This is a genomic window from Streptomyces sp. NPDC059816, assembly GCF_042732055.1.
GTDB lineage: Bacteria > Actinomycetota > Actinomycetes > Streptomycetales > Streptomycetaceae > Streptomyces.
On sequence record NZ_JBHWIQ010000003.1, the window covers coordinates 133,226 to 145,538 of the forward strand.

The following is a 12,313-nucleotide window of genomic DNA, read 5'->3' on the forward strand; positions in this document are numbered from 1 at the left end:
CGCCGTACGAAGCCACGACCACCCGACGGACCCGTCCCGGCGAACCGGAGCCCCGAATGCCCGGTGGATCCGGCGGACCATCGGCCAGCTGGACCGGCGACCCCCGCGCGGCTACCCGGACCGCGCCGGGGGAAGGGTGTCCTGGCGGAGCGAGGAACACAGGAGCCCAAGACCACAGGAACACCCGAAGACGGTGCGACGGACGCAGGAGGAAGGACCACGATGCTCGGTGAAACGGCCCGCAACTGGCTACGGCGGTGGGACGAACAGCAGGAGCGCTACAGCCCGGACCGCGAGGAACGGTTCCGGGTGATCCTCGACGTCACCCGGTGGTCCCTGGAGCGGGCCTCCCCCGAACGCCCGCGGATCGTGGACCTGGGGTGCGGCACGGGTTCGCTCACCGGCCGCCTCGCCCGCGCCCTCCCGCACGCGCAGGTGGTGGGCGTCGACGCCGACCCGATGATGTTGGGCCTGGCGGAGGAGGCCGTCGCCGGCACCGGTGCCCGGCTGTACCTTGACGACCTCAACTCGCCCGGCTGGGCGGACCGCGCCGCCCCGGACGGCCCCTGGGACGCGGTCGTCTCCTCGACCGCCCTGCACTGGTTGGAGCCGGCGGACCTCGACGCGCTGTACCGCCTGCTGGCCGACCGGCTGCGGCCGGGCGGCGTCTTCGTCGACGCCAACAACCGGCCCCCGAGGGCTCCCGGGCGGCCCGCGCCCTGGCCCGGCGGGTGCGGGCCGCCCGCGCCGAACGGGCCGGCAAGGCCGACCGGGAGGACTGGGACTCCTGGTGGAAGGCGTTCCTCGCCGCTCCGGAACTCGCCGACCTGGCACGGGCCCGTGAGCGGCGGCCGATCGCCCGGCGTGCGTTCGCGCCGCCCCTCGACCTGACCACGGGCGAGCAGACCGGGATGCTCCGGGCGGCGGGCTTCGAGACCGTCACCACGGTCTGGCAGTGCGGCGACGACAGCGTCCTGGTGGCCCTGCGCTGAAGGCGGCGAGCGGGGGCCAGGGCGCACCCGCCGCCCGCTAGCGGTCCAACCAGCGACGGAAGCGGCGGCGTTCGCCGACGGGGGGCGCCGGTTCGCCCACTGGCGGGGCCGTGTCGTCGGCCAACCGGACGACCGGGTCGTCGGGCCCGGAGCGGCCCGCGACCACGGGCGTCGGGGACCGGGCCGCCTTGGCCCGGTACTGCGCCGCGTCCGCGAGCCGGAACAGCCGGCGCGCGGAGCGCACCTCGCCGATGGGGTCACCGGTGGAGGCGACCCCGCAGGCCACCCCGTCGCCGAGGCCGGCCGCGCGCCGGCACAGCTCCTCGGCCACCCGCACCACCCGGTCCGCCGGGGGGCCGACCGCCAACAGACAGAACTCGTCGCCGCCGAGCCGCGCGGCCAGCGTCCCGGGCAACATCGCCCCGCACAGGGACAGTACGGAGCCGAACCGTTCCAGCAGCCGGTCCCCCACGGCGTGCCCCTGGGTGTCGTTGACCCGCTTCAGCCCGTTCAGATCGCACACCACCAGGCTCACGACGATCCCCTCGGCGTGGTGACGGTCCACCGCGTCGTCCAGGCTCTCGTCGACGGCGCGCCGGTTGGCCAGCCCCGTGAGGGAGTCGGTGAACGCCAGGCGGCGGGCCTCCTCCAGCCGCTCGGTCTGGGCGAGGCCGGCCGAGACGACGGCCGCGAGGACGGTGGCGAAGTCCGCGTCGGCCGGGTCGAAGACCGGGGCCCCGGCGGTGCGCGCCACGTACAGCTCGCCCCAGGCCCGGCCGTGCAGCACCAGCGGAGCCACCACGCAGCAGCCGCGGCCCCGACGGCGCAGGGCGGCGACCCGCTGGTGGCAGTAGCGCGCGCCCTGCGGGGTCGGCCCCTCGGCGGTCTCCACCCAGGCCCGGGGTTCACCGCCACCGGCCCAGCGCCCGTGCAGGAACTCCGCGATCTCGGGGAACTCGTGCACGGGGTAGGCCTCGTGCTCCGGGAACTCCTCCTCGTCCGGGGTCCGCTCGCCCGCGTTGACGAGGACCCGCAGCCGGCCCAGGTCCCGTTCCCACACCGACAGGGCGGCGAAGTCGCCGACGAGCGCCCGGCGGGCCCCCTCGGCCGCCGCCCGCCAGGAGTCCCGCGGGGTGCGGGCCGCCGCCATTCCCTGCGCCAGCTCCACCACACCCCGTAGCCGCACTTCCTCACCACCCATCACACTAGATTAAGGATGTTTGCCATATTTTGGGGCATTGGGGTACCCACAGAGGGGGCGTGTGGCGATCGGGCGCCCTACTCGCCGGGCCAGTTCGGTGACCGCTTCTCGTTGAACGCGGCCACCCCTTCCACCCGGTCGCCGGAGAACGCCACCGCGCGCCAGGCCGCGTCCTCGACCTCCAGCGCGGCCCGCAGGTCCAGCCCCTGCCCGAGGCGCAGTGCGCGTTTCGCGGCGCGCAGGCCCACCGGGGAGTTCTCGGCGATGCGGGCGGCCAGCGCCAGCGCCTCGGCGGTGTCCTCGCCCTCTTCGGTCAGGACGTCCACCAGGCCCAGGGCGTGGGCCTCCACGGCCGGGAGCCGACGGGCGGTGAAGATCAGCTCGGCGGCCCGGGCGGCACCGACCCGGCGCGGCAGCAGTTGGGTGCCGCCGCCGCCCGGGATCACCCCCACGGAGACCTCCGGGAGCCCCACGACGGCCGAGGGGTCGGCCACGATCAGGTCGCAGGACAGGGCGATCTCGAAGCCGCCGCCCAACGCGTACCCGTGCACGGCGGCGAGGGCGGGCACCGGGAGGTCCAGCACCGCGGTGTACGCGGCCCGGGTCACGGGGCGCTGGCGCAACAGGTCCCGGTCGGTGAAGGCATTGCGTTCCTTGAGGTCCGCCCCGACGCAGAACGCCCGCGGATGGGTGGAGGTGATGACCACGACGCGGACCCCGGGGTCCGCGCCCAGCTCCCCGCAGGCGGCGGCGAGGGCCCGCGCCAGCTCCGTGGACACGGCGTTCATGGCCCGGGGCCGGTCGAGTCGCAGCTCCGCGACGGCACCGTGCCGTTGCACCGCCACGAAGTCCCCGAACCGCTGCGGTCGCTCGTCCACGTGGACCTCCCTGATCGTTAACGCTCGTTATTCGAACGGATCATTCCAGGTCGGCGACGGACGCGACACGGGGCGACGGAGCGCTACGGGGTCGGGGCACTGCGCGCTACGGGTCCGGGCGGTACGGGGCACGGGCGACGGACGGCGCTGAGCGACCGTCAGCCGCGGCGGGTCAACAGCCAGGGTTCGACGACGCCCAGCCCGCGGACCGGCCGCTGCCACATCGGCTGGAGCGCGAAGCGGTACGAGGGCGCACCCTCCGTCGCGGTGGCCGCCGCGGCCTCCGTCTCGGACTTGGGGGCCTCGCCGGTGCGGGTCAGCTCCTCGGCGAACGCCCCGTCCACGAGGACGGCGTCCCGCGGCGCTATCGAGGTGAGCCGGCTCGCGAGGTTCACGGTGGTCCCGAACACATCACCCATCCGTGTGGTGACCGTGCCGAAGGCGATGCCGACCCGCAGTTCGGGCATCGTCTCGTCGTGGGACATCGTCTCGATGAGCCGGAGGGCGATCTCCGCGGCGATGCCCGCGTCGTCCGCCGCGTACAGGACCTCGTCGCCGAGGGTCTTGATGAGCCGCCCGCCGTGCGCGGCCACCAGATCGGCCGCGGTGGTCTCGAACGCCTCGACCAACTCGCCGAGTTCCTCCTCCTCCATGCGCCGGGTCAGCCGGGTGAAACCGACCAGGTCGGCGAAGCCGACGGCCAGCCGGCGGTCCACCATCTCCTCGTCGTCGGCGGCCTGCACGACCCGCCCGGTGGCGGCGGCGAGCTGCCGGCGCCAGACGTAGACGAGGAACTCCTCCAACTCCGGCAACAGCAGCTCTATCAGCGGATACGTGACCTCGGTCCGGGTCATCCCCGGCTCGGGGGGTTCGGTGAGCCCCTCCAGGAACGAGTCGATCTGCCACTCGGCCAGCCGCGCGGTGGTCTGACCGGTGGACCGGGCGACCTGGATGGCCATCGGCTCGCTGAGCAGTCCCGCCTCGACCAGACCGGCGAGCCGGCGCAGGGCCAGTACGTCGGCCTCGGTCAGCGCCTTGGCCTGGCCGATGTCGGCGAAGCCCATGGCCCGCCAGAAACGGGACGCGAGTTCCATCGAGACCCCGGCACTGCGGGCCGCCTGGAAGGGGGTGTAGCGGCGCTCGGCACCGAGGATCAGCTGTTCGAGGCGGAGGGCGAGGGGATCGTCACCCCCGTCGGCGCCGTCCGCGGCATCGGGGGGATCGGCCCCGCCGGAGCCACCGGAACCGCCGGAGCCGGGATGCGGGGCGGCGGGGCGGTCGCGGCCCGGGTCGTGGGCACTGCCCCTCCCGGCTCCCGAGCCCGTGTCGTCGACGGTCACGCCTGCTGCCTTCCGATCTGCCGCGTGGTCAGGGCCTTCCGAGGAAGCACCCAAACACACACAGTACGACAGCTGTGCCGTGGCTCACTCCCGACCGGACGGTCCGTTCCCGCGAACCGCCCGGAACCCCTCCATCGCCGCAGTCACGCGCCGTCAGCCGGACTCCGCCGGACGCAGATGGACGATGTCGCCCGCCCCGACGGACTGGAGCCCTCCCTCGTCGGTGGCGATGACCAGCCGCCCGTCCCCGTCCAGGGCGACCGCCTCGCCGGAAACCTCCCGTTCGCCGGGGAGCAGGGCCCGCACCCGGCGCCCCAGCGTCGCGCACCCCGCCGCGTACGTCTCCTGGAGGCCGGACGCCACCGGGTCGCCGCCGGCCGCGCGCCAGTCGCCGTACCACTGCTCCAGGGAACGCAGGACGGCCCGTAGCAGGGGGTCCCGGTCAAGGGTCCGCGCACCCGCGAGGAGCAGGGAACCGGCACCGGGCACGGGCAACTCGTCGGCGGTCAGACTGACGTTCAGTCCGATCCCGAGGACGACGGAACCGTCCCCGGCCCGTTCGGCGAGGATGCCGCCCGCCTTGCGCTCCTCGCCGTCGACGGTGACGAGCAGGTCGTTGGGCCACTTGAGAGCCGTGTCGACCCCGGCGGCCCGCGACAGCGCGGTGGCGACGGCCACCCCGGCGAGCAGCGGGATCCACCCCCAGCGGTCCACGGGCACCGCGCCGCGCCGCTCGTCCCCCGGGGTGAGCAGCACCGACACGAACAGACCGGAGCGCGCCGGCGCGCTCCAACGGCGGTCGAGGCGCCCCCGGGCCGCGTGCTGGGCCTCGGCGACCAGGACGGCGCCCTCGGGGAGCGAACCGGGGCGGGCCGCGCGGGCGGTGAGGTCGGAGTTGGTGGAACCGGTCTCGCGGACCACGTCCAGGGAGGTCCACAGGGAGTCGGGGCGCACCAGCGCACGACGGAGCGCCGCCGCGTTCAGGGGCGGCCGGTCCAGGTCGGACCAGCGGTTGGCTTCAGCATCCGGGGGCGTCATGCAACCCACCCTAGGTGTGGTAAACGCCGCACTGCCGAACGGTATCCACCCCACTACGCTACGAGAAATCAGCCCCGGTCACCCGTCCGGCTGCCCCGCGAGGACGCGACGACCCACCGGCGTCCCGGGGCGCCGGCCGTCCTTCTCCGCAGGGAGCCGCACCCGATGTCCAAGCCGGAAGAGCCCCGTACGACCGTGTCCGCACCCGCCCCCGCGGCGGACCCGGCGATCGACGTCCACACCACCGCGGGCAAGATCGCCGATCTGCGGCGACGCGTCGAGGAGGCCACCCACGCGGGGTCGGCGCGCGCGGTCGAGAAGCAGCACGCCAAGGGCAAGCTGACGGCCCGTGAACGGATCGCCCTGCTGATGGACGAGGGCTCCTTCGTGGAGCTGGACGAGTTCGCCCGGCACCGGTCCACCGCCTTCGGCCTGGAGGACAACCGCCCGTACGGGGACGGCGTGGTCACCGGGTACGGCACCGTCGAGGGCCGGCCGGTGGCGGTGTTCTCGCAGGACTTCACGGTCTTCGGCGGCGCCCTCGGCGAGGTCTACGGCCAGAAGATCGTCAAGGTGATGGACTTCGCGTTGAAGACGGGCTGTCCGGTCGTGGGGATCAACGACTCGGGCGGCGCCCGCATCCAGGAGGGCGTGATGGCGCTCGGGATGTACGGGGAGATCTTCCGCCGCAACACCCACGCCTCCGGGGTGATCCCGCAGATCTCGCTGGTCGTGGGCCCGTGCGCGGGCGGCGCCGTGTACTCGCCGGCGATCACCGACTTCACAGTGATGGTCGACCAGACCTCGCACATGTTCATCACCGGACCGGACGTCATCAAGACGGTGACCGGTGAGGACGTCGGCTTCGAGGAGCTGGGCGGGGCGCGCACCCACAACACGGTCTCCGGGGTCGCGCACCACATGGCGGGCGACGAGAAGGACGCGATCGAGTACGTCAAGTCGCTGCTGGCGTACCTGCCGTCGAACAACCTGAGCGAGCCGCCGGTGTTCCCGGAGCCGGCGGACCTGGAGCTGACGGACGAGGACCGGGAGTTGGACGGGCTGATCCCGGACAGCGCCAACCAGCCGTACGACATGCACCGGGTCGTCGAGCACGTGCTCGACGACGCGGAGTTCCTGGAGACCCAGCCGCTGTTCGCGCCGAACATCCTGACCGGCTTCGGCCGGGTGGAGGGCCACCCGGTGGGGATCGTCGCCAACCAACCGCTCCAGTTCGCGGGCTGTCTGGACATCGACGCGTCCGAGAAGGCCGCCCGGTTCGTCCGCACCTGCGACGCCTTCAACGTGCCCGTACTGACCTTCGTGGACGTGCCGGGCTTCCTGCCGGGCGTCGGTCAGGAGCACGAGGGCATCATCCGCCGGGGCGCCAAACTGATCTACGCGTACGCGGAGGCCACGGTCCCGCTGATCACGGTGATCACCCGCAAGGCGTTCGGCGGCGCGTACGACGTGATGGGTTCCAAGCACCTCGGCGCGGACCTCAACCTGGCCTGGCCGACCGCACAGATCGCCGTCATGGGCGCCCAGGGCGCGGTGAACATCCTGCACCGGCGCACCATCGCGGGGGCGCCCGAGGAGCAGCGCGAGGAGGTGCGCCAGCAGCTCATCCAGGAGTACGAGGACACCCTGCTGAACCCGTACACGGCGGCCGAGCGGGGGTACGTCGACGCGGTGGTGGCCCCCTCCGAAACGCGTCGCCAGGTGGTGCGGGCCCTGCGTCAGCTGCGCACCAAGCGGGAGAGCCTGCCGCCGAAGAAGCACGGCAACATCCCGCTCTAGTCCCCCTCGCCGTCCTCCGCCGCACCCCGAGGAGCCACCGTGATGATCAAGGTAGTGAAGGGCAACCCCACGCCGGAGGAGTTGGCCGCCGCCCTCGCGGTGGTCCGGGCCCGGGCCGCCGCGTCCGCACCGGCCCCCGGGGAGCCGACGGCCGGTGCCGACGCCTGGTCCCACCCGTCCCGGCTGGCCCGCACCCGGTTGCCCGCGCCCGGCCCGTCCGCCTGGACCCGCACCTACTGGCCGGGGTGAACGGGACCCGGGGCGCCCGCCGCGGCAAGTTAGGTACCCGTACTCAGGCGGGGGCTCCCCCGGCGCAGGAGCATCGAAAGCATGTTGTGGTCCGATCCCGAGAACGAACCGCCCGAGGACATGCGCGCCATGCAGGGCATGCTGCGCAGAGCCGGGCTGGTGCTCGCCCTCGCCATGATCCTGGCGATGGTGGCGCTCGGCCTGCGCTGACGGGTCGGACCGGGGCCGGCCCGCCCACGCGGCGCGCCCGGACGCTCCCTCTACGCTGGGCCCATGAGTGCAGCCCGCCACCTCGTCCTGGCCTCCCAGTCCCCCGCCCGTCTCGGTCTCCTGCGCCAGGCGGGGCTCGACCCCGAGGTGGTGGTGAGCGGGGTCGACGAGGACGCCGTGACCGCGCCGACTCCCGCGGAACTCGCCCTGGCGCTCGCCGAGGCCAAGGCGTCGGTGGTGGCCGCCCGGCCGGAGGTCATCCGGGCGGCGGCGCTGGTCGTGGGCTGCGACTCGGTGCTCGACCTGGACGGACAGGCCCTCGGCAAGCCCGCCGACGCCGAGGAGGCCACCGCCCGTTGGAAGGCGATGCGGGGGCGGGCCGGCACCCTCCAGACCGGCCACTGCGTGTACGACGCCGGCAGCGGACGGTACGCCTCGGCGGTCGCGTCCACGGTGGTCCGCTTCGGCGAGCCGACCGATGCGGAGATCGCCGCGTACGTCGCCTCGGGGGAGCCGCTGCACGTGGCGGGCGCGTTCACGTTGGACGGGCGGTCGGCCCCGTTCGTCGACGGCATCGACGGTGACCACGGCAATGTCATCGGGCTGTCGTTGCCGCTGTTGCGGCGGCTGCTGGCGGAGCTGGGCGTGGGCATCACGGACCTGTGGGTGGCTCCGGCGCGCTGACGGGTGCGCCGGCGGTCGGTCACCGGTCAGGGACGGGGCGCCTTCTCCCCGTGGACGGCCGTGTACTCGGCTGCGAGCCACGGGCCGAGGTCGTCGATGAGCATCCCGAGCACGGCCGGATCGGGTGCGGGCGCCCGGCCGGTGTCCGCGGCGAGACGCATCTGCCGGGCGCGCTCGGGGTAGTAGCGGCCGAAGAGCTCGGCGGACCGGTCGAGATCGCTGGTCCAGCCGCCCCAGCGGGGCATGACCAGGGTGAATCCGGTACGGACGAGGCGCCGGCCGACCCGACGGCCGAGGGCCCGGCGGTCGGCGTCCGTGGTGGCCTCGGCCGCGGCGACCCGCCACTGCGGAAGCACCCGGACGAGGTCACCGTTGGTCTCGCGTGCGAGCAGGCTCGTGGGACGGTACCGGGGTAGTTCCTCGGCGAGGTCGGGGCCCAGCAACGGGGTGCAGAGGCAGGCGAGGAAGAATCCCCCGTCGTGCCGTTCGAGGTCGCTGAGCAGGACCCGCGCGCTGGTCAGCAGGATGCCGACGCCGTCGATCTGCCCGAACGCGCGGTCGAGCCGGGCTTCCGTCGCCCGGGCGTCGGCGCGGTCGGCTTCGGAGGGCTCGTCGTGGAGGACGAGGTGGAGGTCGAGGTCGGAGACCCCGACGGTGGCGGTGCCACGGGGAATGCTGCCGTAGAGGTAGGCGCTGTGCAGGCGCGCATCGCCGAACGTGGCGCTGAGGTGGGCGCGGGCGGCGTCCACGACGGGGACGAACGCTGCCGGCACCCGGTCCAGCGCGCCCTCGCGTGCGATCGTTCCGTCCGGCTCCAGCCCTCGTTCCGTCATGGGGCCACTGTGCCGTGCGCGGCACGCCCCCTGCGAACCCGACGACGAGTGCACCCCGGGGTTCCCCGGTGCGCTGGGGGCACCCCTGTCACAGCAGGGGGGCGGGGGGAGGGTGCCCCGTACCCCGCGCGGCGGCGGGTGGGGCGTTCGGCGAGCCCTTTGGACGTTGGGCCATTCGTAGGGATTCCACAAAGATTCACGATCCTCCGCAGTGCCCTCTCATAGAGACCTTGGCCACACAACCGGGCTAGGGTTCGGAAGAGGATTTCCGCACACCGCCCGTGACTAGGAACTTCACACCGAACGAGACCCGTTCTCACGCTCCGTGTGGGCAACCTCACCTAGGGGGACGGGTCGTACGGCCGTGTCGGCAGTCCCTAAACTCGGTGTGTTCCGGGAAAAGTCATGCGAAGTGATCGGCACGGGGAACCCGTAGACCGCTCCGGGCCGTGGTACCGGGCCGGGTACCGGGCCGGTGGTCCGGGGATCGGCCCCCGGCGGAAACTGCTAGGAGGGAGCCATCGTGCGGAAGGTGCTCATCGCCAATCGGGGCGAGATCGCGGTTCGAGTGGCCCGGGCGTGCCGGGACGCGGGGATCGCGAGTGTGGCGGTCTACGCGGAGCCGGACCGTGATGCCGTGCATGTCCGGGTGGCGGATGAGGCGTTCGCGCTGGGCGGCGACACCCCCGCCACCAGTTACCTCGACATCGGCAAGGTGCTCAAGGCGGCGGCGGATTCGGGTGCGGACGCCGTGCACCCGGGCTACGGCTTCCTCTCCGAGAACGCGGAGTTCGCGCAGGCCGTGCTGGACGCCGGGCTGACCTGGATCGGTCCGCCGCCGCAGGCCATCCGCGACCTGGGCGACAAGGTCGCCGCCCGCCACATCGCGCAGCGCGCCGGCGCCCCGCTGGTCGCTGGCACCCCCGACCCGGTGTCCGGGGCGGACGAGGTCGTCGCGTTCGCCAAGGAACACGGGCTGCCCATCGCGATCAAGGCGGCGTTCGGCGGCGGCGGGCGCGGCCTGAAGGTCGCCCGGAACCTGGACGAGGTGCCGGAGCTGTACGAGTCGGCCGTCCGCGAGGCGGTCGCCGCGTTCGGGCGCGGCGAGTGCTTCGTGGAGCGTTACCTCGACCAGCCGCGGCACGTCGAGACCCAGTGCCTCGCCGACACCCACGGCAACGTCGTGGTCGTCTCCACCCGTGACTGCTCCCTCCAGCGGCGCCACCAGAAGCTGGTGGAGGAGGCCCCCGCGCCCTTCCTGACCGACGAGCAGAACGCCCAGCTGTACTCGGCGTCCAAGGCGATCCTCAAGGAGGCCGGCTACGTCGGCGCCGGGACCGTCGAGTTCCTGGTGGGCGTCGACGGCACCGTCTCGTTCCTGGAGGTCAACACCCGACTCCAGGTCGAGCACCCCGTGACCGAGGAGGTCACCGGCATCGACCTGGTGCGGGAGATGTTCCGCATCGCCGACGGCGAGGCCCTCGGCTACGACGACCCGCCGGTGCGCGGTCACTCCTTCGAGTTCCGCATCAACGGCGAGGACCCCGGCCGCAACTTCCTGCCCGCCCCCGGCACGGTGACCCTGTTCGCGCCGCCGACCGGTCCGGGCGTGCGGCTCGACGCCGGCGTCGAGTCCGGCAGCGTCATCGGCCCCGCCTGGGACTCGCTGCTCGCCAAGCTGATCGTCACCGGCGCCACCCGTGAGCAGGCCCTCCAGCGGGCCGCCCGGGCGCTCGACGAGTTCCGCGTCGAGGGCATGGCCACCGCGATCCCGTTCCACCGCAAGGTCGTCGTCGACCCGGCGTTCACCGCCTCGCCGTTCACCGTGTACACCCGGTGGATCGAGACCGAGTTCGTCAACGACATCCCGGCGTTCTCCGCCGCCGCGGACACCGAGGCCGAGGACGAGAGCGGCCGCGAGACGGTCGTGGTCGAGGTCGGCGGCAAGCGCCTGGAGGTGTCGCTGCCGGTCTCCCTGGGGATGTCGCTGGCGCGCACCGGGCTCGCCGCCGGTGCCAAGCCGAAGCGACGGGCCGTCAAGAAGTCCGGCCCCGCGGCCTCCGGGGACGCCCTCGCGTCCCCGATGCAGGGCACCATCGTCAAGGTCGCCGTCGAGGAGGGCCAGGAGGTCAAGGAGGGCGACCTCGTCGTCGTCCTGGAGGCCATGAAGATGGAGCAGCCGCTCAACGCGCACCGCTCGGGAACCGTCAAGGGCCTCGCCGCCGAGGTGGGCGGCGCGGTCACCTCCGGCGCCCTGATCTGCGAGATCAAGGACTGACCCGAGCACCCCGACCCACTGCGGGCCGTCCCCCACGGGGGCGGCCCGCAGCCGTGTTCCCCCTGCCGCCCCGCCCTCGTGCCGGGGGGTGGCATGCTGGGGACGCGCGCGGCAGACGGGAGGCGCACCGATGATCGGTGGTGGGGAGCGGCACCCGGAGGCCGCGGAGCACACGGCACGGGCCCCGGGGCCGGTGGCCCTGGCCGGACGGCACGAGACGAGGCCCATGCGGTCGGACGCCCGCCGCAACTACGAACGGCTGCTCGCGGCGGCACGCACCGCCTTCGCGGAACACGGCACGGGCACCTCCCTGGAGGACGTGGCCCGTCGGGCGGGGGTCGGCATCGGCACCCTGTACCGCCACTTCCCCAACCGCAACGCCCTGATGAGCGCGGTGTTCGAGGAGGCCAGGGACGATCTGCTGGTACGTTCCCGGGCCCTTCTGGACGCCCCCCAACCGTGTACGGCGCTGGTCGCCTGGCTGCGCGCGATCATCACCCACGCGGGTGAGTACCGGGGCCTGTCACGGGCCTTGATGACGGCGTGCCACGACGACACCTCCGACCTGGCGCGGTGCAGCACCCCCATGCGGGAGGCCGGCGCCGCCCTGTTGACCCGGGCCCAGCACTCCGGAGCGGTGCGCTCCGACGTCTCCGTCTCGGACCTGATGCAGTTGACCAACGCGATCGCGCTGGCCGCCGAGGAGACCCCCGGCGACCCGCACCTCGCGGACCGACTGCTGTCCCTGACGCTGCGCGGCATCCGCGCCTGACGGCCCGCCGCCCGACCCAGACCCGACCGGCCCGGAGG

The 12,313-nt window shown here is 73.6% G+C and carries 12 protein-coding genes; 7 read left to right on the top strand and 5 right to left on the bottom strand.

Annotated elements, in window-relative coordinates:
• The first annotated feature begins 222 nt into the window (after positions 1 to 222).
• The gene (locus ACFV88_RS05400) at positions 223 to 891 is read left to right on the top strand and encodes a class I SAM-dependent methyltransferase (protein WP_385486275.1); all 669 of its coding nucleotides are present in this window, start codon (positions 223 to 225) and stop codon (positions 889 to 891) included.
• A 138-nt stretch (positions 892 to 1,029) separates the two neighbouring features.
• Here the strand turns inward: ACFV88_RS05400 and ACFV88_RS05405 are convergent, their stop codons facing one another.
• The 4 genes from ACFV88_RS05405 to ACFV88_RS05420 form a co-directional block, all read right to left on the bottom strand.
• The gene (locus ACFV88_RS05405) at positions 1,030 to 2,193 is read right to left on the bottom strand and encodes a diguanylate cyclase domain-containing protein (RefSeq protein ID WP_385486277.1); all 1,164 of its coding nucleotides are present in this window, start codon (positions 2,191 to 2,193) and stop codon (positions 1,030 to 1,032) included.
• A gap of 77 nt (positions 2,194 to 2,270) precedes the next feature.
• A complete protein-coding gene (locus ACFV88_RS05410; protein WP_385486279.1) occupies positions 2,271 to 3,071 on the bottom strand; it encodes an enoyl-CoA hydratase/isomerase family protein in 801 nt (266 codons plus the stop codon).
• Positions 3,072 to 3,229: 158 nt separating this feature from the next.
• Positions 3,230 to 4,411: an adenylate/guanylate cyclase domain-containing protein gene (locus tag ACFV88_RS05415; protein WP_385486281.1), complete on the bottom strand. Its 1,182-nt coding sequence runs from the start codon at positions 4,409 to 4,411 to the stop codon at positions 3,230 to 3,232.
• Between the two features lie 153 nt (positions 4,412 to 4,564).
• Positions 4,565 to 5,449 carry a biotin--[acetyl-CoA-carboxylase] ligase gene (locus tag ACFV88_RS05420; protein WP_385486283.1) on the bottom strand — a complete coding sequence of 295 codons (885 nt, stop codon included), beginning with the start codon at positions 5,447 to 5,449 and terminating at the stop codon, positions 4,565 to 4,567.
• A gap of 165 nt (positions 5,450 to 5,614) precedes the next feature.
• Here ACFV88_RS05420 and ACFV88_RS05425 point away from each other — a divergent pair, with 165 nt between their 5' ends.
• The 4 genes from ACFV88_RS05425 (at position 5,615) to ACFV88_RS05440 (ending at position 8,392) form a co-directional block, all read left to right on the top strand.
• Positions 5,615 to 7,249 (top strand): acyl-CoA carboxylase subunit beta, encoded by a 1,635-nt coding sequence (locus ACFV88_RS05425; protein ID WP_385486285.1) that lies wholly within the window; start codon positions 5,615 to 5,617, stop codon positions 7,247 to 7,249.
• A gap of 39 nt (positions 7,250 to 7,288) precedes the next feature.
• Entirely contained in the window at positions 7,289 to 7,498 is a 210-nt protein-coding gene (locus tag ACFV88_RS05430) for an acyl-CoA carboxylase epsilon subunit (protein WP_385486287.1), read from the top strand.
• An 81-nt stretch (positions 7,499 to 7,579) separates the two neighbouring features.
• On the top strand, positions 7,580 to 7,708 hold the full coding sequence (gene mmpB, locus ACFV88_RS05435) for a morphogenic membrane protein MmpB (RefSeq protein ID WP_385486289.1): 129 nt from the start codon (positions 7,580 to 7,582) through the stop codon (positions 7,706 to 7,708).
• A 63-nt stretch (positions 7,709 to 7,771) separates the two neighbouring features.
• The gene (locus tag ACFV88_RS05440) at positions 7,772 to 8,392 is read left to right on the top strand and encodes a nucleoside triphosphate pyrophosphatase (RefSeq protein ID WP_385486291.1); all 621 of its coding nucleotides are present in this window, start codon (positions 7,772 to 7,774) and stop codon (positions 8,390 to 8,392) included.
• 26 nt (positions 8,393 to 8,418) lie between these two features.
• On the opposite strand, the gene ACFV88_RS05445 is transcribed toward ACFV88_RS05440, so the two are convergent.
• Positions 8,419 to 9,225, bottom strand: a complete 807-nt coding sequence (locus ACFV88_RS05445; protein ID WP_385486292.1) for a nucleotidyltransferase — start codon at positions 9,223 to 9,225, stop codon at positions 8,419 to 8,421.
• A gap of 523 nt (positions 9,226 to 9,748) precedes the next feature.
• Here ACFV88_RS05445 and ACFV88_RS05450 point away from each other — a divergent pair.
• On the top strand, positions 9,749 to 11,503 hold the full coding sequence (locus ACFV88_RS05450; RefSeq protein ID WP_385486293.1) for an acetyl/propionyl/methylcrotonyl-CoA carboxylase subunit alpha: 1,755 nt from the start codon (positions 9,749 to 9,751) through the stop codon (positions 11,501 to 11,503).
• A gap of 226 nt (positions 11,504 to 11,729) precedes the next feature.
• Positions 11,730 to 12,275: a TetR/AcrR family transcriptional regulator gene (locus ACFV88_RS05455; protein WP_385486730.1), complete on the top strand. Its 546-nt coding sequence runs from the start codon at positions 11,730 to 11,732 to the stop codon at positions 12,273 to 12,275.
• The last annotated feature ends 38 nt before the right edge of the window (positions 12,276 to 12,313 follow it).